This window comes from Micromonospora aurantiaca ATCC 27029 (assembly GCF_000145235.1).
In the GTDB taxonomy this organism is placed as follows: Bacteria; Actinomycetota; Actinomycetes; order Mycobacteriales; family Micromonosporaceae; genus Micromonospora; species Micromonospora aurantiaca.
On the sequence record NC_014391.1, the window covers coordinates 1,130,233 to 1,153,165 of the forward strand.

General features: G+C 73.8%; 24 protein-coding genes. 12 read left to right on the forward strand and 12 right to left on the reverse strand.

The genetic code is table 11. The features are described 5' to 3' along the window. Positions 1-37: 37 nt before the first annotated feature. Together MICAU_RS05565 and MICAU_RS05570 are read right to left on the reverse strand one after the other, a co-directional pair. Complete coding sequence (locus MICAU_RS05565) at positions 38-1,213, reverse strand: endonuclease (RefSeq protein WP_013284314.1); 1,176 nt, start codon at positions 1,211-1,213, stop codon at positions 38-40. A gap of 40 nt (positions 1,214-1,253) precedes the next feature. Next, positions 1,254-2,231, reverse strand: coding sequence for a LysR substrate-binding domain-containing protein (locus MICAU_RS05570; protein ID WP_013284315.1), 978 nt, complete (start codon positions 2,229-2,231; stop codon positions 1,254-1,256). 38 nt (positions 2,232-2,269) lie between these two features. On the opposite strand from MICAU_RS05570, the gene MICAU_RS05575 reads away from it, so the two are divergent. Both MICAU_RS05575 and MICAU_RS05580 read left to right on the forward strand, forming a co-directional pair. After that, positions 2,270-3,151 carry a serine hydrolase gene (locus MICAU_RS05575; protein ID WP_013284316.1) on the forward strand — a complete coding sequence of 294 codons (882 nt, stop codon included), beginning with the start codon at positions 2,270-2,272 and terminating at the stop codon, positions 3,149-3,151. A gap of 140 nt (positions 3,152-3,291) precedes the next feature. After that, complete coding sequence (locus tag MICAU_RS05580) at positions 3,292-4,293, forward strand: MBL fold metallo-hydrolase (protein WP_013284317.1); 1,002 nt, start codon at positions 3,292-3,294, stop codon at positions 4,291-4,293. A gap of 9 nt (positions 4,294-4,302) precedes the next feature. Here the strand turns inward: MICAU_RS05580 and MICAU_RS05585 are convergent, their stop codons facing one another. The 7 genes from MICAU_RS05585 to MICAU_RS05615 form a co-directional block, all read right to left on the reverse strand. Beyond that, the gene (locus MICAU_RS05585; RefSeq protein WP_013284318.1) at positions 4,303-5,058 is read right to left on the reverse strand and encodes an FkbM family methyltransferase; all 756 of its coding nucleotides are present in this window, start codon (positions 5,056-5,058) and stop codon (positions 4,303-4,305) included. Positions 5,059-5,071: 13 nt separating this feature from the next. After that, positions 5,072-6,886, reverse strand: coding sequence for an alkaline phosphatase family protein (locus MICAU_RS05590; protein WP_013284319.1), 1,815 nt, complete (start codon positions 6,884-6,886; stop codon positions 5,072-5,074). After that, positions 6,883-7,704: a CDP-alcohol phosphatidyltransferase family protein gene (locus MICAU_RS05595; RefSeq protein ID WP_244879724.1), complete on the reverse strand. Its 822-nt coding sequence runs from the start codon at positions 7,702-7,704 to the stop codon at positions 6,883-6,885. The genes MICAU_RS05590 and MICAU_RS05595 overlap by 4 nt, the downstream gene beginning before the upstream one ends. A 124-nt stretch (positions 7,705-7,828) precedes the next feature. After that, on the reverse strand, positions 7,829-7,960 hold the full coding sequence (locus MICAU_RS33375; protein WP_013284321.1) for a hypothetical protein: 132 nt from the start codon (positions 7,958-7,960) through the stop codon (positions 7,829-7,831). 96 nt (positions 7,961-8,056) lie between these two features. Next, positions 8,057-8,761, reverse strand: a complete 705-nt coding sequence (locus tag MICAU_RS05605) for a YqeB family protein (RefSeq protein WP_013284322.1) — start codon at positions 8,759-8,761, stop codon at positions 8,057-8,059. Positions 8,762-8,763: 2 nt separating this feature from the next. After that, positions 8,764-9,549, reverse strand: a complete 786-nt coding sequence (locus MICAU_RS05610) for a hypothetical protein (protein WP_013284323.1) — start codon at positions 9,547-9,549, stop codon at positions 8,764-8,766. Further along, positions 9,546-10,445, reverse strand: a complete 900-nt coding sequence (locus MICAU_RS05615; protein WP_013284324.1) for an ABC transporter ATP-binding protein — start codon at positions 10,443-10,445, stop codon at positions 9,546-9,548. Before MICAU_RS05615 ends, MICAU_RS05610 begins: the two co-directional genes overlap by 4 nt. Positions 10,446-10,577: 132 nt before the next feature. Here MICAU_RS05615 and MICAU_RS05620 point away from each other — a divergent pair, with 132 nt between their 5' ends. The 4 genes from MICAU_RS05620 (at position 10,578) to MICAU_RS05635 (ending at position 14,437) form a co-directional block, all read left to right on the forward strand. Beyond that, positions 10,578-11,813: a sensor histidine kinase gene (locus MICAU_RS05620; RefSeq protein ID WP_013284325.1), complete on the forward strand. Its 1,236-nt coding sequence runs from the start codon at positions 10,578-10,580 to the stop codon at positions 11,811-11,813. Next, complete coding sequence (locus tag MICAU_RS05625; protein ID WP_222947104.1) at positions 11,789-12,481, forward strand: response regulator; 693 nt, start codon at positions 11,789-11,791, stop codon at positions 12,479-12,481. Before MICAU_RS05620 ends, MICAU_RS05625 begins: the two co-directional genes overlap by 25 nt. A gap of 30 nt (positions 12,482-12,511) precedes the next feature. After that, on the forward strand, positions 12,512-13,831 hold the full coding sequence (locus tag MICAU_RS05630) for an ATP-binding protein (RefSeq protein WP_244879725.1): 1,320 nt from the start codon (positions 12,512-12,514) through the stop codon (positions 13,829-13,831). An 87-nt stretch (positions 13,832-13,918) separates the two neighbouring features. Beyond that, the gene (locus tag MICAU_RS05635; protein ID WP_013284328.1) at positions 13,919-14,437 is read left to right on the forward strand and encodes a hypothetical protein; all 519 of its coding nucleotides are present in this window, start codon (positions 13,919-13,921) and stop codon (positions 14,435-14,437) included. A 240-nt stretch (positions 14,438-14,677) separates the two neighbouring features. Here the strand turns inward: MICAU_RS05635 and MICAU_RS05640 are convergent, their stop codons facing one another. Beyond that, positions 14,678-15,457 (reverse strand): D-Ala-D-Ala carboxypeptidase family metallohydrolase, encoded by a 780-nt coding sequence (locus MICAU_RS05640; protein WP_013284329.1) that lies wholly within the window; start codon positions 15,455-15,457, stop codon positions 14,678-14,680. Between the two features lie 257 nt (positions 15,458-15,714). Here MICAU_RS05640 and MICAU_RS05645 point away from each other — a divergent pair, with 257 nt between their 5' ends. Together MICAU_RS05645 and MICAU_RS05650 are read left to right on the forward strand one after the other, a co-directional pair. After that, complete coding sequence (locus tag MICAU_RS05645; protein WP_041798825.1) at positions 15,715-16,356, forward strand: DUF6642 family protein; 642 nt, start codon at positions 15,715-15,717, stop codon at positions 16,354-16,356. Between the two features lie 32 nt (positions 16,357-16,388). Then, positions 16,389-16,853, forward strand: a complete 465-nt coding sequence (locus MICAU_RS05650; RefSeq protein WP_013284331.1) for a PPOX class F420-dependent oxidoreductase — start codon at positions 16,389-16,391, stop codon at positions 16,851-16,853. A gap of 31 nt (positions 16,854-16,884) precedes the next feature. Here MICAU_RS05650 and MICAU_RS05655 read toward each other — a convergent pair whose 3' ends face one another. Next, complete coding sequence (locus MICAU_RS05655; protein ID WP_013284332.1) at positions 16,885-17,526, reverse strand: NAD(P)-dependent oxidoreductase; 642 nt, start codon at positions 17,524-17,526, stop codon at positions 16,885-16,887. Positions 17,527-17,580: 54 nt separating this feature from the next. Continuing rightward, the gene (locus MICAU_RS05660; RefSeq protein WP_013284333.1) at positions 17,581-18,813 is read right to left on the reverse strand and encodes a serine hydrolase domain-containing protein; all 1,233 of its coding nucleotides are present in this window, start codon (positions 18,811-18,813) and stop codon (positions 17,581-17,583) included. A gap of 56 nt (positions 18,814-18,869) precedes the next feature. Here MICAU_RS05660 and MICAU_RS05665 point away from each other — a divergent pair, with 56 nt between their 5' ends. The 4 genes from MICAU_RS05665 to MICAU_RS05680 all read left to right on the forward strand — a co-directional run bounded on the left by MICAU_RS05665 (position 18,870) and on the right by MICAU_RS05680 (position 22,926). Next, positions 18,870-19,463, forward strand: coding sequence for a pentapeptide repeat-containing protein (locus tag MICAU_RS05665; protein WP_013284334.1), 594 nt, complete (start codon positions 18,870-18,872; stop codon positions 19,461-19,463). Positions 19,464-19,517: 54 nt separating this feature from the next. Further along, positions 19,518-19,970: a pyridoxamine 5'-phosphate oxidase family protein gene (locus tag MICAU_RS05670; RefSeq protein ID WP_013284335.1), complete on the forward strand. Its 453-nt coding sequence runs from the start codon at positions 19,518-19,520 to the stop codon at positions 19,968-19,970. A gap of 857 nt (positions 19,971-20,827) precedes the next feature. Next, entirely contained in the window at positions 20,828-21,895 is a 1,068-nt protein-coding gene (locus tag MICAU_RS05675; protein ID WP_244879726.1) for a hypothetical protein, read from the forward strand. A 125-nt stretch (positions 21,896-22,020) separates the two neighbouring features. After that, positions 22,021-22,926 (forward strand): hypothetical protein, encoded by a 906-nt coding sequence (locus MICAU_RS05680; RefSeq protein WP_232236733.1) that lies wholly within the window; start codon positions 22,021-22,023, stop codon positions 22,924-22,926. Positions 22,927-22,933 lie beyond the last annotated feature (7 nt).

Below are 22,933 nucleotides of genomic sequence, written 5' to 3' on the forward strand. Positions count from 1 at the left end.
ACCCGCTCGCGACGCTTCCTCACATCGGGGACGAGCGTCAACCCCAGATCGACCGTGCCCACTCGGGGTGGTCGACGAACGGGTTGCGGTTGCCCTGCCAGCGCTCGTAGATGCGCTGGTTGCGGCGCTTCTCGAAGGCGTCCGGCGGATCCTGGTCGTTCCAGGCCAGCAGCTTCGACAGCCGCCCGAGCCGGGGCGCGGAGCCGTTGGAGACCGAGTCGTTCGGTTCCAGGTCCGGCCAGCCGTCGCCACCCTCGTACCGGATCGCCATGTAGAGGATCATGCGGGCCACGTCGCCCTTGACCGCGTCGCGCGGCTCGAACGAGTCGGCGTCGGTGTAGCAGCCGGGCGCCTCGGCCACCGTGCCGCCGCCCGAGTCGAAGTCCTTGTTGCCGCGCGACGAGTTGACCGACACGTCCTCCGGGCGCAGGTGGTGCACGTCGGTGCCGGGCCCGGTGGCGGTGCCGAAGTCGCCGTGCGACTTGGCCCAGACGTGCTCCCGGTTCCAGTCGTTCGCGCCGCCGCCGTTGCTCGTCTTGCTCTGCGACCGTCCGCTGTAGAGCAGGACCACGTTCGCCGGGTTGGCCGGATCCTGGTCGGTGTCCTTGAGCGCGTCCCACACCTGGTCGTAGCTGAGCTTCGTCTGCACCTTGATGATGCCGTGCAGCGCGGTGCGCAGCGCCGGCCCGGTCTTGCCGGCCGCGCTCGCGTAGTACGCGTCCGGCCCGGCGGTGCCGGTCGGGCTCGGGGTCGGCGTGGGGCTCGGCGTGGCGCCGCCGCCGAGGCTCATCGCGGTCGGGTTCTTCAGCCCGCCGTGGCTGAAGTACGCGGTGAGCGCGCCGGTCGCGGTCACCTGCCGCCCTCGCAGCGACGGGTTGGTGAGCAGCCCGAAGGTGCTCCGCCAGGCGGCCGTCACCTGCACGTACAGCATCCGGCCGGTGCCGGTCTCGCCGGCCTGGTCGGCGAGGGCGATCGCGGTGTCGGCGGTGAAGCCGGACGTGAGCACCGTGTTGGTGGCGGTGGGCTGGCCGATGACGTAGCCGGTGACGGTGGCCGTCCGGCCGTCCTGGGCGGCGAGCGCCTGCGCCACGGTCAGGGGTGTCGCGGCCGACGCGGCGCCGGTCACGCCGAGCGGGATACCGACCGCGACGGCGAGCACGACCGCCGCGATCAACCGCCCGGGGCGCGAGCGGGTGACACGCTTCATATTCATGATCAGCGATGTTAGTCGGATCAAGGTGAACTGCGGGAGGTCAGCGGGCCAACTTTTCGTCCCGGCCGGCCTCGAACAGCACCGGCCACGGCCGGGCCGCCGGGGCGAGGAGCGTCGGCCCGCCCGGTTCGTCGGGCGCGGCGAGCGTCTCGGTGGCGAGGTGGCCGAACATCGGCGCGGCCGGGTGCGCCGCCCGGATCGGCCAGGCCGCGGAGATCCGCCGGACCAGCGGCGTACCGGTGATCGGTCGCCACGCGACACGTGGTTCCCGGCGGGCCAGCGCGGCGGGCTCGACGGCGACCGCGCCGCCGGCCAGGAGCAGACCGAACAGGAACTCCGGGTTGCGCGCGGGGCGGACCCGGGCCGGGGCGAAACCGTGCTGCCGGCACACGGTCAGCAGATGCTCGTGCCAGCCGGGCGCGGTGACCGGTGGCGCGGTGACCAGATCCATGCCGGCCAGATCGGCGAGCGCGATCTCCCGCGGCCGGGCCAGCGGCGAGGCCCGGGGCAGCAGCACACCCACCGGTACGTCCACCGGCTCACCGAAGCGCAGCCCGGCCCCGTCGACCGGATGGTGCAGCAGGCCGACGTCCAGCCGCCCGTCCGCGAGCATCCGGTGCTGCTCGGCGCTCGTCAGTTCGTGCAGATCGAGGGCGAGCCCGGGCGCGCGGGCCGCGAGCGCGTCGAGCAGCGCGCGCAACGTCACGGCCGGGGTCTCCGGGGGTACGCCGGCGCGCAGCACCCCGAGCGCGCCCCGGCGGACCCGCTCGGCGAGGTGACGCAGCCGGCGTTCACCGGCCAGCAGCTCGTCGGCCTCGCCGAGCAGCAACTGGCCGGCGGTGGTGAGGCCGACCTGGCGCTGTGACCTGTCGAACAGGGTGACGCCCAGCTCCCGCTCCAACCGCTGGATCGACTGGCTCAGCGGCGGCTGTGCCATGCCCAGCGTCTCGGCGGCCCGGCCGAAGTGCAGTTCCCGGGCGACCACCACGAAATGCCGCAGGTGCCGCAGCAGGTCCATCCGGGCACCCTAGCGTCGCCGCTGGTTACCGTGTCGGCGTGGATGTGGCGGAACGGATCGGGGAGATCTTCGGGCCGGCCGGGGTGCGGGGTTGCCTGCACGTCGTGGACGTGGACGACCCGGCCGGCGGTGAGGTGGCGCTGCGCGCCGACGAGCAGATCGTCATCGCCTCCGTCTTCAAGATCATGGTGGTGCTGGAGTTCGCCCGGCAGGCGGCCGCCGGCCAGCTCGACCCGACCGAACGGGTGCTCGTCGGTGCCGCCGACCGGCTCGGCGGCTGGGGCGTGGCCGGCTGCGCCGACGACGTGGAGGTCTCCCTGCGCGACCTCGCGTACCTGGCCATGTCGGTGAGTGACAACACGGCGGCCGACCTGCTCCTGCGCCGGATCGGGGCGGACGTGCTGCCGATGCTGGCCGCGGAGCTGGACCTGCCGCGTACCCGGATCGTCGGCGGCCCCCGGCAACTCGTCGAGACGATGCTCTCCGACGTGGGCGCACGCACCGAGGCGGACTTCGCGCGGATCTTCCCCACCCTGTCGCCCGAACGGGTCCGCGCGATGCGGGTCTTCGACCCCGAGCACACCAGCTCCAGCACCGCCCGCGAGCTGACCCGGCTGCTCCGTCTGGTGTGGCGGGACGAGGCCGGCCCGGCGCCCGCGTGCGCCATGGTCCGGGAGCTGATGGCACGGCAGCTCTTCTGGACCCGGCTGGCCGCCGGCTTCCCACCCGGGGTCCGGGTCGCCGGGAAGACCGGCACCCTGCCGGGACTGCACCTCGAAGCGGGCGTCGCGGAGTACCCCGACGGCCGCAGGTACGCGATCGCGGTGGCGGTACGTACCGAACGGCTGGCCGCCCGCCGGATCGACGTGGACCTGGCGATGGGGGAGGCGGCCCGGACAGCCGTCGATTCATTGCGTTGATCCAGGCCGGGCCACCGGCCTGGCCTGCGGTGATATCGGTCCGGATATCGGTCGTTGCGCTCGTCGATCTTGGACATCGACGCCGGCGGGGTGGTGGTCTGGGCCTACCGATCACCGATCCCGAACGGGGAGGACGACACATGCCCGAGAACCGGCCGTCCGGCTACGCCCGCCGTCGACTGCTACGCGACACAGCGGTCGGCGCCGCCGCCGTCACCACCGCCGGACTCGTCGCCGGCGCCCCGGCCCGCGCCGCCGGGCCGAGCCCGGTCGCCGCGCCGAGCCGCGCCGCCGGCGGTACGCGACGCGGCGGCGCGGTGAGCTTCCGCTGGTGGGGGACCTCCGGCTGGCGGATCGACATCGGGGACCGGACGGTGCTCGTCGACCCGTACCTGAGCCGGTACGACACCGGGCTGTTCCGGAAGCCGTTCAACCCCGACACCCGGCTGACAGTGGCCGCCGACGTGGTCGACCGGCTCGCCGACCGGGCGGAGAACATCTTCGTCACCCACACCCACTGGGACCACTTCAACGACGTGCCGCACATCGCCACCCGGACCGGTGCCCGGGTCTTCGGCACGCTCACCGCGTATCACCTCGGCCTGGCGTACGGGCTGCCGACCGGGCAACTGGCCCCGGTCAAGGGCGGCGAGGTGCTCGACTTCGACGGGTACACGGTGGAGGTGGTCGGCTCGCTGCACAGCCGGAACCCCACCTGGTCGATGGCCTTCCCCGGGGTACGGGTCAGCCGGCCGCCCCGTCCGGAGACGATCGCCGACCTGCCCGAGGGCGACACGCTGGCGTACCAGATCCGGATCGACGGCGGCCCGGCCGTGTTCTTCATGGGTGCCAGCGACTTCGACGAGCGCAAGCTCAGCGGGCTCGCCCCGGACGTCGCGATGGTCGCCTCCGCCGCCACCACGGCGACCGCCGACTACGTGCCCCGGCTGATGGCCGCGCTGGACCGTCCGAAGGTCGTGGTTCCGGTGCACTGGGACAACTTCGAGACGCCGCTCACCAACCCGCCGACTGTCGCCGACAGCGACCGGGAACGCCTCGACGCCCTCGTCGCCGAGGTGCGTCGGGTCTCGCCGCGCAGCCGCGTGCTGGTGCCGGAGTACCACACCGCCTACCGATTCTGACGGCGCCGCTCAGGAGGCCGCCAGCCGGGCGTAGACGTCGCCGGAGCGACCGGCCGGGCGGTACGTCTCCAGCAGGCGTACCAGCCCGGCCGCGTCCAGCCACCGGTCGCCGGCGAACCGCATGGTCTCCACTGGCGAGTAGTTGTAGCGGTAGCCGCCCGCCGTCGCGCCCAGCCGTTCCACCAGCTCCAACGCGGCCAGCGCGGCGTCGTGCGCGGGCGGCAGGTACTCGAACGACAGCCCGCGCACCGGACGACTCAGCCCGGCCAGCACGTCGACCTCGAAGCCCTCGACGTCGACCTTGCAGAACGCCGGTACGCCGTGCCGCGCGATCAGGTCGTCCAGCGTCACCACAGGCACCTCGACCGACCGGTCCCAGCGGACCCCGGCGAAGCTCGGATCGGCTGTGACCGACTCGATCCACGACGACGACATGGTGGACACCGTCGGCGTCGCGCTGGACAGCTCCAGCCGCGCGCTCCCGGACCGCGCACCGACCGCCGTCGGCTCGATCGTCACGTCGGGGTCCCGCCCGAAGCCCAGGCGCAGCACCCGCAGGCAGTCCGGCTGCGGCTCCACGGCGACCACCCGCGCGCCCAGCCGCCGCCAGGTACGCACCCGGCCGCCGACGTGGGCGCCGATGTCGAAGCCGAGGTCGCCGGGGGAGAGGAACTGCCCGTAGAGCTGCCGGGCACGCCGGTGCTTGGCCGGCTGACCGTGGTAGACGGCCAGGGAACGGGTGATCCCCCAGGCCCGCGCGAGCATCGTCACGACATCCCTAACTGTGAGTGGTGGACTTCGGTCCGAACGCGTGCAGGAACCGGTCACGGAACGACTCCATCGGCCAGACCGGGGCCTGCGGGTCGGGGTTGAGGCCGTCCTGCCAGCCCCACCCGGCGATGCGGTCGAGCACTGCCGGGTCCTTGGCGACGACTGTGATCGGCACGTCCTTGCCGGCGCCCTCACCGGTGACCGCCCGTGCCGGCTGGTGGTCGCCGAGGAACACGAGCACCAGGTTCTCGTCACCGTACCGCTGCACGTAGGAGATGAGCGTGCGCAGCGTGTAGACCACCGACTGCCGGTACGCCTCCCGGGTGCCCTCCTTGGCGCGGTCGGCGCGCGCGGTCCCCTTGTAGACCGAGCCGTCGCCGACGTCGTCCCAGTCCACCAGCGGCGGCACCGGCGTCCACGGGATGTGGCTGGACAGCAGCGGGATCTCGGCCATCACGGGTGCGTGCCCGGGTCCGCGCTCGCGGCGCTGGAACGTCGACAGCGTGTACTGGTCCGGCGGTGAGGAGAAGCTGAACAGCGGACCCCGGTAGCCGAGTTCCTTCACGCCGTACACCTGGTCGGGGGAGAAGAAGTCGGCCTCCGGCCAGGCCCGGGTGAGCGCCGGCATGACCAGCGTGGTGCGCCAGCCGGCGCGCTTGAACGCGCCGTTGAGGGTCAGGTGGTCGCTGCGCACCAAATTGGTGTAGCGCAACTGGTTGTCCGCCCGGATGCCGCTCATCAGCGTGGCGTGCGCGAGCCAGCTCCCGCCGCCGGTGGTGGACGAGGTGAGGAACGCGCTGCGGCTGCCGTATCCGGCCGCGCGCAACTGCCGGGTTCCCTCGTCCAGGACGGCGTCCACCTCCGGTGCGAGGTCCGGATCCTCCAGCGCGACCCGGCCGTAGCTCTCCACGAACGTGAACAGCACGTCCTTGCCGCGCAGCGCGGTCAGCATCTCGTCGCCCGGCACGTTCTGGAACGGGTCGCCGGCGAGCTGCGTGTTCAGTGTCTCCTGGTCGTTGAGGCCCGCCCGTACCTGCCGGGCCCGGTCGTAGAGACCGGCCGCCACCGTGTCGGCGGCGACCGGGACGCCCGGCACGATCTGCGCGCCGAGCACGGCGCAGACCACCCAGGCGGCGGCGAGCGCGGTGGTCGCGCGCGCGGAGACCACCCGGTGGCCGGCCACGACCCGGGCCAGCCGCCGTGCCGACAGCGTCACCAGCAGCGGTACGGCGAGAACGGCGACCACTGCCAGCGCCACCGCACCCACCTCGGCGGCCGGGCCGTACGACTCGGACAGGAACTCCGCGCCCGCGCCGAGGAACGTCCAGTCGGCGATCAGGTCGAAGGGGCGGTCCAGGACCAGCGAGAACCCGAGGTCGGCGACCTTGAGGACGAGGACCAGGCCGAGCAGCGCGCCGAGGATCGTGGCCACCACCCGGCGCGGACGTGCCGGAAGGACCAGCAGCAGGGCGACGGCGACCAGCCCTTCCACCGGGATGCGCAGGAACGCGCCAGGGCTGAACCCGTTGACGTCGCTCGGGGCGACGAGCGCCACCAGCACGAGTGCGGCGGCCAGCGCGGTGACCGTCGCGGCGAGCAGCCGCCGGGCGCGCGGTCGGCCGGGCGTCGCGACGCCGTCGTCCCCGGCCCCTGTGTGGCCGGGGGTGCGGTCGACCGGGCCGGCGTCGGACGCGGCACTGTCGCCCGGGTCGCTCGTGGCGCGGTCGCTCTCGGCCGTCGTGCCGTCGGTCGTGAGGCCGTTGTTCGCGGTGCCGTTCGGGGCGTCGTCGTCGCCGTCCGCCCGGCGGGACAGGTCGGTCACGGGCGCCGCCCGCCGACCTCGGCGGGCTCGCGCGCGATCCGCGCGCCCGGCGCCCACTCGGAGCGGTGACCGGCGGGCGCGGGGGACACCGGCGCGGCCGGGAGCGCCACCGGGCGCCGCCGCGACGGTACGCGGTGCCGCCACAACCAGGCGACGTCCCGTCCGAACGACTCGACGAGCATCGCGAGCGCGCCGAGAAGCACCGCGACCGCGAGCAGCCGGGGCAGGACGCCTGCCGCCACCACCGCCAGCGCGATGCCCTGCGTGGCGGCGACCACCTTGCGCCAGTAGCGCGGAGGCAGCGAGCCGCGCATCCACGGCAGCACCCAGCCGGCGGCGACGAAGACGTACCGCATCGCGCCGATCACCAGCACCCAGGCACCGACCTGGTCGGCGACGTACCCGCAGAGGACCAGGACCAGGAAGGAGTCGACCTCCATGTCGAACCGTGCGCCCAGCGCGCTCACCGTGCCGGTACGCCGGGCCACCTGCCCGTCGACCCAGTCCAGCGACAGCGCCACCGCGCTCAGGACGACGAGCACCGGCACCACGATCGGCTCGCGGAACGAGTCGACTGTCAGCGCGGCAACCCCGCCGGTGAGCGTCGCCCGGGTGAGCGTCACCCAGTCGGCCGGGCCGAGCCGGTCCGCGCCCGAGCGGCGCAGCCCGTATCCGAGCGCCGCGACCGTCACCACCCCGAAGAGCAGACCGGCAAGCCAGCCGTACGCGCTCAGGCCGACCGTGCCGGCCAGGGCCGCGAGTACGCCGACCTGGAGAATCGCCCCCGCGAATGGATCAGTTCGAAGTGCGGACACCATGCCTCCGAGGTAGACGTCACGAACCACACGTGTGTACGGAGAACATGCCCGAACAGTTCGTTCTGATGCCGGAAACGCGCCAGCGGATGTGGCATGTCACGTCGGCCGGCGGGGCGGCGCGCGGTCAGCGCGCCCGGTCGGCGGTGTCCTCGTCGCGCCGGGCCAGCGCCGAACGGCGGTAGCCGTACAGCGCGTAGACGAGCGCGCCGAGCAGGAACCAGGCGCCGAACCGCCATGCCGGTCCCTCCCGTCGCACCGACGTACTCCGGCCGGGCCGCCGCCGTCCGGCGAGCCGCACCCGCATGGACGAACGTAAATCCTCGGCGCGAAGATCGCAGCCCGGCGGCGGCGGTCACCCCGGCGGCGGGCCGGCGACCAGCCGCCAGTACTGCCGCTTGCCCTCGTCGCGGACCACGACGCCGAGCCGGGCCAGCTCCCCGTGCAGCTCCCGGGTCTCGGCGTCGTGGCCGCCGTCGAGCGCCCGCTGCCGGGCGCGCAGCAGGGCGTCCGCGCCGGACGGCAGGCCGGGCAGCCCTTCCACCCACCGCCGGTACGCGTCCCGGTGCGGGTCCTGCCCGGTCCACGGCCAGCCCTGCCGGGTGAACGCCTCCTGCAGCCGCTCGGCGTCCAGGTCGGACTTCTCCCGGGCCAGCTCGCCACCGGCGGTGTCCAGCAGCACCAGCGCCTTGCCGTCGACGAACACCCCCGCAACGGCGGCGCGCGCCAGATCCCGCCCGTGCCCGTCGCGGTGCAGCCGCACCGTCCGGTGCCCGACCGTGACGGTCAGCCGCTCGCGGACCGCCACCACCGCCAGGAACAGGCCGCCGAGCAGGCCCACCCCGGCCCCGATCGGGTACGCCCGATCGTCCGGCCACCGGTCGAGCAACTCGAACAGGCCCTGGAACGGGAACCAGGCCAGCCCGGCGATCCAGCCGGACACCGCGGTCAGCCCGGCGCCCAGCCCCGCCCCGAGCAGCGGGAACCCCGCCCACATCAGCACCAGCTCGCCGCGTCCGCCGTCGACCACGACGTCCTCGCCGGGTTGCCATGCGGTCACTGTCAGGACACCTCCCGGCGCATGGTGCGCACCAGACCGGCGACCAGCGGCAGGAGCACCCAGACGGCGAGCGAGACGCCGAGCCGGCCCCACTGCCCGCCGTTCATCTCGGCGCCGAGCAGCGGCTCCATCGTGTACGACGTGTCCAGCCAGCGGGCCGGCTCACGCAGCGCGGAGATCATCGCGGCGAGCAGGCTCCACACCGTGGGCAGCAGCAGGTAGGTGACGATCGCCAGCGGCGTGTTCAGCAGCAGCAGGCCGAAGGCGGCGCCCATCAGCACGCTCGCCACCTGGAACACGGCCGCGTGCGGCAGCAGTTGCCAGTCGAACGTCCAGGCGCCCGCCCCGCCGCTGGCGCGGGCGGCGAGCGTGCCGGCGGCGGCGACGGCCAGGCTGACGAGCACCGAGGCGAGCGCGGCGAGCACCACCGCTGCGAGTTTGGCGACGATCACCCGCTCGCGGCGGGGCACCAGCGCGAACGTGGTGAGCGCGCTGCGCTGCGACCACTCGCCGGTGATGGAGAGGATGCCGAGCACCGGCAGCAGCAGCCCGACCGGCAGCAGCGACGGCGTGAAGAAGGCGGTGAACGTCTGGTCCGGCGCGTCGACGACGAACAGCTGCACCACCACGATCGCGGCGGCGATCAGCCCGATCGTGATCAGCAGCCAGCGTCCGGCCCGGGTGTCGGCGAGCTTGCGCAGCTCCACGGCGGTCAGCCGGGCCAGCGAGGGACCGGCGACGGCCGGCTCGTGCCGCGGCGGGGCGGTCGGAACGGCAGTGGTGGTCATCGGACGGCCTCCTTGGTCGACGCGCCGGCGGTGAGGGTGAGGAAGAGCTGCTCCAGGCCACCGCTGCCGGCCGGGCGCAGTTCGGTGAGGACCAGTCCGGCGTCCGCCGCGGCCTGACCGACCTGGCCCGGCTCGGCCCGGACCACGAAGCCGCCGTCGGTGCCGGCGGTGGCGGGCAGCGCGGCCCGGTCCAGCGTCAGGCGCAGGGCGTGCGCGTCGCGGGCGCGCACGAGCGTGCCGGCGCCGGCGAGCAGCTCGTCCTTGCCGCCCTGGGCGACCACCCGGCCGCCGCCGATCACCACCAGCCGGTCGGCCACCGCCTCCACCTCGCGCAGCAGGTGCGAGGAGAGCAGCACCGTGCCGCCCCGGTCGGCGAAGTCGCGCAGCAGGCCGCGCATCCAGAAGATCCCCTCCGGGTCGAGGCCGTTGGCCGGCTCGTCCAGGATCAGGACCCGGGGGTCGCCCAGCAGCGCCAGAGCCAGGCCGAGCCGCTGCCGCATGCCCAGGGAGTACGCGCCGACGCGGCGCCGGGCCGCGGTGTCGTTCAGCCCGACCTGGTCGAGTACCGCCGCCACCCGCCCACGGTCCACGCCCATGGTGCGGGCGGCGAGCGTGAGCGTCTCCCGCCCGGTGCGCCCGGCGTGCTGCGCCGAGGCGTCGAGCAGCACGCCGATCTCCCGTCCCGGGTTGGGCAGGTGCCGGTACGGGCGTCCGCCGACTGTGGCGCCGCCCGAGGTGGGCGGCGTCATCGCACAGATCATCCGCATCGTGGTGGACTTCCCGGCGCCGTTCGGCCCGAGGAAACCGGTCACGGAACCCGGTTCGCACCGGAACGTGACGTCCTCGACGGCTGTGTGCGGACCGTACCGCTTGGTGAGCTGGTCGACTTCGATCATGCCGTCGAGCCTGCCGGGGCCAACCGGTCACGCGCTGCGGCCGGCGGTCTGCGCCGCCGTCGACCTCGGTTCACCGCAGGCGTCGACTTTGGTAGCTGGTAGCCGGTCCGGAGGGCTTCCTAGCATGGACGGGTGACCAGTGCCGCCGTACCCGATCATCCCTGGCTCCTGCCGGGCTCCCTGGTGCCCGCCCGAGCCGCCCGGCGGACACCGCGCGACTGGTTCGTGGACGGCGTGCTGTTCGTGGCCTCGCTGCTCTGGGTGCTGATCGCGCACGGCGACGTGACCAGCGCCACCCCGGAGTTCGGCCTCAACGCCGGTCCGGCCTGGCTGGAGGAGGTCGACCTGCTCGTCGGCCTGCTCGTCAGCGGCGCGCTCTGGCTGCGCCGGCGCTGGCCGGTCGGGCTCGCGGTGGCGACCGCGCCGCTGGCGCTCTTCTCGGTCACCGGCGGTGTCGCGCTGCTGGTCATCGTGTTCACCGTGCTGGTCCACCGGCCGCTGCCGGTGGGCTTGGCGCTGGTGGCCTGGCAACTGTTGAGCCTGCCGGTCTACCTCGCGGTCCGGCCCGACCCGACGCTGCCGGTCTGGGCCTCCGCCGTGTGGACCGGGCTGTTCATCTGCGTGGTGGTCGCGTGGGCGTTGTTCGTCCGCGCCCGCCGCCAGCTCGTGCTGTCCCTGCGTGACCGGGCCGAGCGGGCCGAGGCCGAGCAGCAGCTCCGGCTCGACCAGGCCCGGCAGCTCGAACGCGGCCGGATCGCCCGGGAGATGCACGACGTGCTCGCCCACCGGATCTCCCTGCTCAGCCTGCACGCGGGCGCGCTGGAGTTCCGGCCGGACGCGCCGCCGGAGGAGGTGGCGCGGGCGGCCGGGGTGATCCGGGCCAGCGCGCACGCCGCGCTCCAGGACCTGCGCGAGGTGATCGGCGTGCTGCGGGCCGAGGTCGGCTCCGAGGCCACGCCGGAACGGCCGCAGCCCACGCTGGCCGACGTGCCCGCGCTGGTCGCCGAGAGCCGCGACGCCGGGGTACGGGTCACCGTGGTCGACGAGGTGATCGAGCCGGAGGCGGTGCCCGCGGCGATCGGGCGCAGCGCGTACCGGATCGTGCAGGAAGGGCTGACCAACGCCCGCAAGCACGCGCCCGGCGCGGTGGTCACGGTCCGGCTGGCGGGCGGCCCGGGGGACGGGCTGGCGGTGGAGATCCACAACCCGTGGCCGGTCGGCGCGTCGCCCACCGCCATTCCCGGCGCCGGTACCGGGCTGGTCGGGATCGCGGAACGGGTCACGCTCGCCGGTGGCCGCCTCGAACACGGGCGGGACGCCGACGGCGGTTTCCGGCTGACCGCCTGGCTGCCCTGGGCGGCCCGGTGAGCGCGCCGGTGCGGGTGCTGATCGTCGACGACGACCCGCTGGTCCGCGGCGCGCTGTCGATGATCCTCGGCGGCGTACCCGACCTGGCGGTGGTCGGTGAGGCCACCGACGGCGCCGAGGTGCCGGCGGCGGTCGCCGCGTACGCCCCGGACGTGGTGCTGATGGACATCCGCATGCCCCGGGTCGACGGGCTGGCCGCCACCGAGGCGCTGCGGGCCACCCCGGAACCGCCCGAGGTGCTGGTGCTCACCACGTTCGACGCCGACGAGCAGGTGCTGCGGGCGCTGCGTGCCGGGGCGAGCGGCTTCCTGCTCAAGGACACCCCGCCGGCCGAGATCGTGGCGGCGGTACGCCGGGTCGCGGCGGGGGAGGCGACGCTGTCCCCGGCGGTGACCCGCAAGCTCATCGCGCACGTCACCGGCACCGCGCCGGTGGCGAGCCCGGACCCGAAGCGGGAGCGGGCGGTACGGCTGCTCGACGGGCTCTCCGAGCGGGAGCGGGAGGTCGCGGTGCTGCTCGGCCGGGGCCGGACCAACGCGGAGATCTCCGCCGAGTTGTTCATGAGCGTGGCGACCGTGAAGGCGTACGTGTCGCGCCTGCTGACGAAGCTCGACCTGAACAACCGCGTGCAGGTGGCCCTGCTGGTCCAGGACGCCGGCCTGGTCTGACGCGCAGGACGGCCCGGACGAGCAGTGCTCATGCGAGGACGTCGCCGGGTGGGCAAGTCCCGCCTCGTGGAGGAGTTCGTCGAGCGTACGGGCGTACCTCACCTCTTCTTCACCGCCTCGGCGCAACCCACACCCGCCGCCGACCTGCGGCTCTTCGTTGCGGCGGCGGCCGGCTCGACACTTCCCGGAGCGGGTCTGTTCGCCGGGCAGGCACCGGCCACCTGGGACGCGGCACTCACCCTCCTCGCCGCCGCGCTGCCCGCGGACCAGACCAGCGTCGTCGTGCTCGACGAGATGCCCTACCTCATCGCCACCGATCCAGGTTTCGAGGGCACCCTCCAGAAGGTCTTCGACCGGGAGTTGTCCCGTAGGCCGGTCCTGCTGATCTGCGTCGGCTCGGACCTGGCGATGATGGAGGCGCTCAACGACTACGGTCGGCCGTTCCACCAACGCGCGACCGAAATGGTCGTGCCGCCGCTGAGCCCCGGCGACGTGGGCGAGATGCTCCAGCTGCCGTCGGCGGATGCCATCGATGCGTACCTCGTCACCGGCGGCCTGCCGCTCGTCCTCGACGACTGGGCCCCCGGCGAGACCGTGGGCGACTACCTCGCCAAGGCTGTCCCGGATCCCACGTCCGCACTGATCGTCAGCGGGGAACGGGCCTTCGCTGCCGAGTTTCCGCCGCAGTCCCAGCCGGGCGTGGTGCTGCGCGCCATCGGCTCCGGGGAGCGCACCGCCTCCTCCATCGCGCGGGCCGCCGGCGGAATCCCGCAGGCTTCGCTGCACCGCGCGCTCCGACTGCTGGCTGACAAACGGATCGTGGAGGCCACCCTCCCGCTGTCCACCCGTCCTTCGCGCGAGACCCGGTACGTGGTCGCCGATCCGTATCTCCGCTTCTGGCTCGCCTTCCTCGATCCCTACCTCGCCGAGATCGAGCGCGGCAGAGGGGATCTGACCCTCGCCCGCATCCACTCGTCCTGGACCTCATGGCGGGGACGTGCGGTCGAACCGGTGATCCGGGAGTCGCTGCGCCGGCTGCCGCCGGGGCACCTGCCGTTCGAGACGGCGGTGGTGGGCGGGTACTGGACGCGTATCAACGATCCCGAGATCGACCTGGTCGGCGGTGACCGTAGCCCGGTGGCCAAGCGGATCACGTTCGTGGGCTCGGTCAAGTGGCTGGAGAACGGCGCGTTCGACGGTCACGACCTGGCCCGGCTGCTTCACCACCGCGCCCAGCTACCGGGCGCCGACGACCAGACGCCGGTCGTCGCGGTGGTGCGCAGTGGCCGCGCGGTTGACGGTGTCACGGCGATCGGGCCGGCCGAACTGCTCGCCGCGTGGCGGGATTGAACTGCTGCCGTTTCCCGGCCGTACCAGTGGTCGAGGATGTGGTGCGGCCGTTCCGCCGCACCGCTGCCGAGCTGCGGGAGGCCTGCCGTGCGAGTTGGTGAGCAGTCGACGGATCCCATCGACCAGATCCTGGGCGAGGTGCCGGTACCGGCACCGTTGACCCCCGAGGACGTCCGCCTCGCGGTCCGGGCGGTGGTGGTGCACGCCGCCGAGGAGTGGCCCGCGGGGCCGAAGTGCCGCAACGACGGCTCGTCGTTCCCCTGCCGGTTGCATCGCTGGGGCCGGCGCGTGCTGGAGACACACGGTCTCAACGACCGCCAGATCGACGCGCTGATCCGGCACGGCAACCCGTTCGTGCACGTACCCTTCCCGTTCGTGCTGACCGGCCCGTCCGGCGCCCGTCCGGCCGCCGGCCAGGCCGGACGTCCGGTGCCGGGACAGCCGGCGCGGGCGGTGCCGGGTCAGGCCGTCCGCCCGGCCGCCGCGGCTCAGGCGGCGCGCGGTCCGGTCCCGCGGGTCGCCGCGCCGCCGGTCCGGCCCGGTCTGCGGCCCGTCGCCGCCCGGTCGGCTCCCACCGCCCGGCCCCGCTGGCCCCGGGCGAGCTGACCCCGTCGCCAGGCCCCGGGCGATCCGACCCGTCGCCCGGTCCGGGCGAGGTGACGCCACGCCTCGCCCGGTCCCCGGGCCCGCTCACCCGGCCCCTCCGGCCCGGGGTGAGCCGACGCCCGGCGCCCGGTTCCGGTCGCGTCGACGCCCCGTCGCGGAGCGGCGTCGGTCGTGCCGGAGCATGCCGACGGCGGCCCGGCCGGGGAGCCCCCACCCCCGTGCCGGGCCGCCGTCACCGCGTTACTCGACCCCGCAGTCCGGGGCGGACCAGTCCCTGGTGTTCGCCACCTTGTCCCGGTTGTTCTCCCGCCGCGAGTCCACGTGCGTGTGGTCGTCGTGGTCCGGGTAGCCGGGGCCGTAGATGCCGCTGAAGCCCTGGTCGCGGGCGGAACGGGCGATGTCGCAGAGGCTGCGGTGCTTGGCGATCAGGTCGGCCGCGTTGCCGTAGAGGTGCTGGCTGTCCGCGGCGCCGCCGACCTGCCGGTTGCAGGCGATGCTGCGGAACCCGCTGGTCACGTAGAGCGGCTTGTCGCCGAGGCTGCGCCGCAGCGCCTCCAGCTTCCACATGGTGCGCAGCGCGTTCTCCCGGGTGGCCGACGACGAGAGCGGGCCACCGGCCCACCCGCCCTTGCCGCAGCCGTTGTCCAGCTCGGCGTAGCTGAAGTGCTTCGGCGTGCAGTCGCTGTCCTTCTGCAGGTCGTAGATCTTGGCGAACGTCTTCGGTCCGGCCACGCCGTCGGCCCGCAGCCCGTACGCGGCCTGGAACCGCTTGACAGCGGCGGCCGTCTCCGGGCCGTACACGCCGTCGACCCGGACGATGCCGCCGTACGCGGCCCAGCCGGCCACCCGGATCTGGAGCTGCCGTACGTCGGAGCCGGACTGTCCCTGGGACAGCATGCGGTTCCAGGTGTAGCAGCCGTCGGCGTGGGCCGGTGGCGCGGCCACGACGGTCGCCACGGCGGCCCCGGGCAGGGCCAGCGCGAACGCGACCGCCGCCCGCTTCAGGGTGTTGACGCGCACAGAGTCCTCCCGATGTCAGAGCGGAACTGGGGTTGGACGGGCACATCGACCGGTACGTCCCGTCTCTCTCACCGTGACAGGTGAGAGGATTCTTCGTGGTGATTAGCCGAAATTGTTCTCACATCGGGCGGTTGCTGGATATCGGCTGTGAATAGTGCCTGTTTGCGAATGCGCTGCCGGGTGTCGCCCGTCGGAGGTGGGCGGTAACGTCTGCTCCCGGACCCGGGCGGCGACCTCGACGGGCGGGGAGGTGGGCGTTGGTGCGTGGCGGCGTGTTCTGCGTCGAGGGGCAGTGGCACCGCGACCTCAACGAACGAGGATCCGTCCTGCCCACGCTCGACCTGCTCGAACGGCTCGGCCGCATCCGCTACATCCACAAGGACGCGGCCACCCGCGACGAGCTGTTCTACTTCGTCGACAGGTGGCTGCTCAAGCAGTACGCGGATCACCGGGTGGGCTTCTTCGCCATGCACGGCGAGCCGAGCCGGCTCTGCCTCACCGACTGGGACTCGGTCGAGCTGTCGGACGTGGCCGAGCGGATGGCCGGCCGCTGCGAGGGCCGCCGCCTCTACTTCGGCAGCTGCTCGGTGCTGCGCGCCTCCGACGCCACGCTGCGCGAGTTCCTCGACGTCACCGGCGCGGCGCTGATCTGCGGCTTCACCCGCGAGGTCGACTGGGTCGAGTCGGCCGCCTTCGAGACGGTGCTGCTCGACGTGCTCGCCAACGGTCAGCGCCACAACGCCGCCGAGGTGCGGATGCGCTCGGCGCACTGGGCGCCGCTCGCCGCGTACCTCGGTTTCCGGGTGATCTACGCCAACGGCCGTGCCTGGCGGCCCTCGGCCCGCCCGCGGGTGCCGGAGCAGGTCCCGGCGCAGCGGGCCGCCGGGCGTCCGCGCTGAGATCGACCGGCCGGCCTGGTAGAACCGAGGGCATGGCACGCAGCATCGCGAAGAACACCCGGGTCGACCGGGACGCCCTGATCGAGTTCCTCCGCCCCCGCCACCACGTCGTGCTCATGACCACCCGCTCCGACGGGCGCCCGCAGTCCTCCCCGGTGGCGTGCGGCGTGGACGCCGAGGGCCGCCTGGTCATCTCCACCTATCCCGAACGCGCCAAGGTCGCCAACATCCGCCGCGACCCGCGCGTCTCCGCGTGCGTGCTCTCCGACGACTGGAACGGCCCGTGGGTGCAGGTCGACGGCGTGGCCGAGGTGCTCGACCTGCCCGAGGCGCTGGAGCCGCTCGTCGACTACTTCCGCAGCATCTCCGGCGAGCACCCGGACTGGGACGAGTACCGGTCGGCGATGGTCGCGCAGGGCAAGTCACTGATCCGCGTCACGATCGAGTCCTGGGGTCCGATCGCCACCGGCGGCTTCCCCGCCCGGCTGGCCGACTGAAGCAGTACGCGCCGGATCAGTACGCGCCGGATCAGTACGCGACGGTGAAGCGGGCGTTGCCGAACCGGGGATTCTCGATCTCGTCGACGATCGCCACCGCCAGGTCCTCGTAGGTGAGCACCGACCGGCCCTGCGCGTCGGTCACCGGCTGGTCGGTGCCGGTGCGGTAGTGCCCGGTCCGCTCACCCGGGTGGAACTCCAGCGGCGGTGGGGAGACGTACGTCCAGGTCACCCCGTCCGCGCTGGTGCGGTAGAACTCCAGCGCGTCGGCCTGGCCGTGCGCCGAGTCCCGGTACTCCTCCGGGAAGTCCGGCTCGTCCAGGTAACGGGTGCCCTTCGGCGTGAGCAGCGTCGAGCCGCCGCCGACGTGGATCACCCGAGGTGGGTCGGGCAACTCACGCAGCGTGTCGACCAGCGTCCGCGCGGCGTCGCGCCACAACTCGCGCTCGCCGCCGCCGATGGCCACCACCAGCACGTCCGCATCCTCGGCCAATTCGCGTACGCTCCGCGCCGAGGTGGCGTCGCCGGTCACCGTGCGTACGCCGGGGGGTAGATAGCCGACCGCCTCCGGACGCCGCACCGCCGCTGTCACCCGATGCCCCCGCTCGACCGCCTCAGCCGCGATCCGCGAGCCCGCCGTCCCGCCGGCGCCGAACACGACGATGTCGCTCATGCCTCACAGGCTAGGCAGCCCACGGGCGGGCGGCGGGAGTTCCGCCGAACCGGCTCAGTCGACGATCGCCGAGTAGACGAGCTGGCGCAACTGGCTGCGCAGCGGGTACGTGCTCGACGGCATCAGCTGGGTGAACAGCAGCGCGGTGACCTCCTCCACCGGGTCCACCCAGAACGCGGTGCTGGCCAGGCCGCCCCAGTAGAACTCGCCGACGCTGCTCGGCACCCGCGACGGCACCGGGTCCAGCACCACCGCGAAGCCCAGCCCGAAGCCGATCCCGTCGAGGATCGTCTCGGCGAAGCCCTCCGGCGAGAACGAGGCCAGATCCCGGTTGCCCGGCAGATGGTTGCGGGTCATGAAGCGCACCGTGCGCGGGCCGAGCAGGCGGACCCCGTCCAGCTCGCCGCCGCGCAGCAAAAACTGGGTGAACCGGTGGTAGTCGGCCGCCGTGGAGACCAGCCCGCCGCCGCCGGAGTGCCAGGTCGGCTCCGCCAGCGCGGCCCGGCCCACCCCGTCGGCGCGTACCGCCTGGCCGGTGGCCGGGTGCGGGGCGTAGAGGGCGGCCAGGCGCTTGGAGTCCGCCGCGTCCACCCACCAGCGGGTGTCCGTCATGCCCAGCGGGCCCAGGATGCGCTCGGCGAAGAACGCGTCCAGCGACTGCCCGGAGATCACCTCGACCAGGCGGCCCAGCACGTCGGTGGAGACGCCGTAGTTCCAGCTCGTGCCCGGCTGGAACAGCAGCGGCAGCCGGGCCAGCCCGGCCGAGGCCGCCGCCAGGTCCGCGCCCGCCGGCACGCCCAGGTCGAAGCCGGCCGCCCGGTACAGGCCGTCGACCACCGAGACCTGGGCGAAGCCGTACGTCAGGCCGGCGGTGTGGGTGAGCAGGTGCCAGATCCGGATCGGCTCGACCGCCGGCACGGTGTACGGCTTGAGCACCGAACCCCGGTCGTAGACGCGTACGTCGGCGAACTCCGGCAGCCAGCGGCTGACCGGGTCGTTCAGCTCGAACCGGCCCTCCTCCCAGAGCATCATCGCCGCGACCGAGGTGATCGGCTTGGTCATCGAGTAGATGCGCCACAGCGTGTCCGGCTCGACCGGCGTACCGGCCTCCCGGTCCCGCAGCCCGTACGTCGAGGAGTGGGCGACCTCGCCCCGGCGGCTGACGACGATCTGCCAGCCGGCGAGCCGGCCGTCGTCGACGTACCGGGCGAAGTGCTCGTCGATCCGCCCCAGCCGGGCGGGATCGAAACCGACGCGGCCGGGATCGGTGCTCACCGTGACACTCACGACGCGAACCTACCCGCAGGTACCTCGGCCCCGGAAGTGTCATTAGGGTCGGTGGCATGCCCGAGCCGGTCGAGGACGTCACCTACCGCCAGCAGGACTGGTACGCCGAGGAGCTGGCCGACCGGCACTTCGTGCGATGCGAGTTCTTCCACGTCGACCTGACCGAGGCGGTCAGCCGGGGCGCTGTCTTCACCGACTGCGTGTTCGGCAACGTGGCGTTCAACGCCTCCCGGCACACCGACTCGGCGTTCACCAGGTGCTCGTTCAGCAAGTGCAACCTCTTCGAGGCCGAGTTCACCGGCTGCAAGCTGGTCGGCAGCACGTTCGACCGCTGCGACCTGCGCCCGCTGCGGGTCGACCGGGGCGACTGGTCCTTCGTCACGCTCGCCGGCGCCGACCTGCGCGGGGCGCGGATCACCGACGTACGGATGCGGGAGGTCGACCTGACCGGCGCCGACCTGACCGGCGCGACGCTGACTGGCGTGGACCTCTCCGGCGCCCAGTTGCACGCCGCCAAGCTGATCCGGGCCGACCTGCGCGGCAGCGACCTGTCCGCGCTCGACCCGACGGCGGTGCAGCGTTCCGGCGCGCGGATCGACGCCGAGCAGGCGGTGATGCTGGCCCAGGCGCTCGGTTTCCAGGTGGGCTGAGTCCGCTGGGAAATGTGCCGCGGGTTGTCAGGTTTTCCGGACACACTCGGGCGCATGACATGGTGGTCCGACCTGGTGGCGGCCGAGCCCGAGTTCGCGGCGCGGGTACGCGCCCGATTCGCGGTCCGCAAGCACGGCACGATGGCGACACTGCGGCGGGACGGCTCGCCGCGGATCAGCGGCACCGAGTTCGACTTCGGTGACGACGGGCAGCTGCGGCTGGGCAGCATGGCCGGCGCGGTCAAGGCGCTCGACCTGCGCCGCGATCCCCGGGTGGCGCTGCACAGCCCAACCGAGGACGCCCCGCCGGACGACCCGTCCACCTGGGACGGAGACGCGAAGATCGCCGGCCGGGCGCACGAGGAGCCGCCCGCCGAGGACGGCTCGCACAGTTTCCGGATCGAGCTGACCGAGGTGGTGCTCACCCGGGTGGGCGACCCACCCGACCACCTCGTGATCGAGAGCTGGCACCCCACCCGAGGCCTCGAACGCCGCACCCGCCACTGACCCGCCGCCCCGCCGCCCCGCCGGCCCGCTGACACGCGTCGATCATGAAGTTAGCGGCCTTGGATGCCCGTTTTGCCGCCGCCAACTTCATGATCGACCCGACGGCCTCGGGTGGGCGCGGTCCACCGTGGCTGAGTACGGGAGATCTTGGTACGGAATGGCCCCTGTGGGGGCGGAAATCCTCCAAGATCTGTCCTGCTGGGGTGGTCGGCGCCGGGCAGGCGTGGGAATTGCGAGGGCTGATGCCTTCTGCAAGATCGCGTTCTGTGTCATCCTCCCTACGGCGAGCCACGGGGCCGGGCCGCTCGCCGCCGGTGGCCGAGGGAGGGTCGGTGGCTGAGGACGACATCGCGCGTACCGGGATCCGGGTCGGGGGCTGGCTGCCCACACCGGACGACGGGGTCGACGCGCCGGAGCGCCCCGCCGGTCCACGCCGCCTCCCTGGGGACACGGATCCCGCCACGCCCCGGACGGTGAACCCGCCGGACGGCGAGCACCCAGCGGCCGACGCGGACGATCGGGTCTCCGTGGGGGACCTGGAACCGCCGGGTACCGCTGTCTGGCCGCCTCCGCGTACCGCCGGCCCGCCGACTCCCGATCTTCCCGCCGCGGGCCCGCTTCCAGCCAACATGCCCGTGCCCGGCACGCTCCCCGCAGGCCCTCCCGCGCCCGGCCCTCCTACGTCGACTCCGCCCAGCTCCGGCCCGCCAGCCTCCCGGACGCTCGGGCCAGGCCCGCCAACCTCCCGGACGCTCGGGCCAGGCCCGCTCGCCTCCGGGAGGTCGGCGTCGGCGCCCGAGCCGCGTCCGAGTCCGCCCGGCGGCCGGGTTCCGCTGGTCGGGCCGGCCCCGATCGGGTTGCACCTGTCCGGCCCGTCACCGGTCCGGCCGGGCGCCGCCGACGAGCCGGCCGGCTCGGGTCTGCCTCAGGAGGCGGAGGCGAGACCGGGCCGGCACTCCGCCCGGGAGAGCATCCCGGCGCGCCTCGCCGGCCTGACCGGCGGCCTGTCCGACGTGACCGGCGGGATGGGCGCCCGGCTGCGCGCCGCCGCCCGAGCGGCGAGGACCCGGCTGAGCCGGACCCTCGCCCCGATCGCCGGTCCGATGCGCCCCCCGCCCGACGCCCCGGCCACCCGCGTCGCCGCGGCCCGGGCGCGGCGTCGACGCCGGCGCGCCGTACTGGCGGCCGTGGCCGTGACCGGCCTGGTGGCGGCGCTGGCGTACGCGGCCCGGTCGTCCACGCCACCCCCGCTGGCCCGGGAGACCGCGCCCGTGGCGGCACCCGGCAACCAGGCACCCGGCAACCAGGCACCGAGCGGCCAAGCGCCCAGCGGTCAAGCTCCGGGCGACCAGGCGCCGGCCACCGGCGACCCGGTCGCACCCGGCGGGCCGCTGCTCGACGTGGACCTGGCGCCGCTGCCGGGGTCGTTGTCGCTCACCGACCTCGGTACGCGGGACTGGCGGCACTGGGGCGGGACCGGCGCGGACAGCTTCCATCGCAAGGTGGGCGGTACGGGCGAGATCCAGGATCCGGGTGGCGAGCGGCTGGAGCACAACGCGGGCGCTTGTGATCTCCAGTGGACCGACGGCACGCCGACGGCGCGTCAGGAGGGCACCCGGGCGGGTGTCTTCCAGCGCGGCGCCGGGAAGAGCTTCACGCTCGGCGTGGCCGGGAGTGGGGATGTGCGTACGGTCCGCCTGTTCGTCGGCACGTTCTCGGCCGGTGCGCGGCTCGACCTGTCGCTGTCCAGCGGTGGCGATCCCGCCGTCCGCGAGGTCGCCCTCGCGGCGGGCGACCGCTTCTACCAGTACGTCATCCGCTTCCGGGCGGCCCCCGGGGAGCGGCTGCTGATCAGGTGGCACGCCCTGACCGTGACCGGGGGGCAGAACGACGGGGTGGCGTTGCAGGCGATCACGGTAAGCTGAGCGGCCGGTCCGGCGGGCGGTCGTCAGGTAACGAACTGGAAACGCCCGTCACTCGACATATGGCGCAAAGAGCCGTGCGGTGACACCGTGAAGCCCGTCGCGCACCTGTCGTTTCCGGCGGTGTCGTGACCGAAGTGGAGGGTGTGGTGGGCCAGGAGGACCGTCCGCGTACCGGCCCCGGCTCGCACCGGCACGGCCTTCCGCGTACCCGGTCCGCGCTGCGCCGGCTGCGCCGCCGGAGGCGGCTGATGCTGGAAGGGCTGGCCGCGGTCCTCTGCCTGGCGGCGCTGGCCGTCTACCTCGGCGTCGAACGGCACGACACGCCACGCGAGGAGCACGCCGGGGTGCCGGTGGCGCCGCCCGGCCGGGTCGGGCTGCCGAACGAGGCCGGCGACTCGGTGGTCAACCCGGGGCTGCGTCCCCGGCAGCGGCCGCCTTCGCCGAGCCCGTCGCCGTCCACGCCGTCCCCGTCACCGACGCCGGCGTTGCCGCCGACCGTCACCGTCACCCGCGCCGAGGTGCCCGCCACTGTCGACCTCACCGCCGCCGGCCCCACCGACTGGGTCCACTGGGGGCTCACCGGTGCCGACCGGACGGTCCGCAAGCGGGGCGGCTCCGGCGAGATCCGCGACGAGGGCGGCCGGGGGCGGCGGGAGAGCTTCAGCAACAACCCCGAGGCGTACGCCTGGCGTGACGGCAACCCGGTCGCGTCGGCGAGCGGCACCATGTCCGGCGTCTACACCTGCAACCGGGGCAGCGGGTTCAACCTCGCGGTTGCGGCCGACGGGCAGCAGCGCACGGTGCGTCTGTACGCCGGGCTCTGGATGGCCCGCGGCCGCCTCGACGTGCGCGTCTCCAGCGGCGGCCCGGTGACCACGCTGCGGATGGAGGATCCGCACACCGCGCTCACCGCCGAGTTCACGATCAAGTTCCGCGCCCCGCGCGGCGCGAAGCTGCTGATGAACTGGACGGTGGAGGAGTCGCTCGGCGACTGCGGCAACGTCAGTCTCCAGGCGGTGGCGCTGCGCTGAGCGGGGA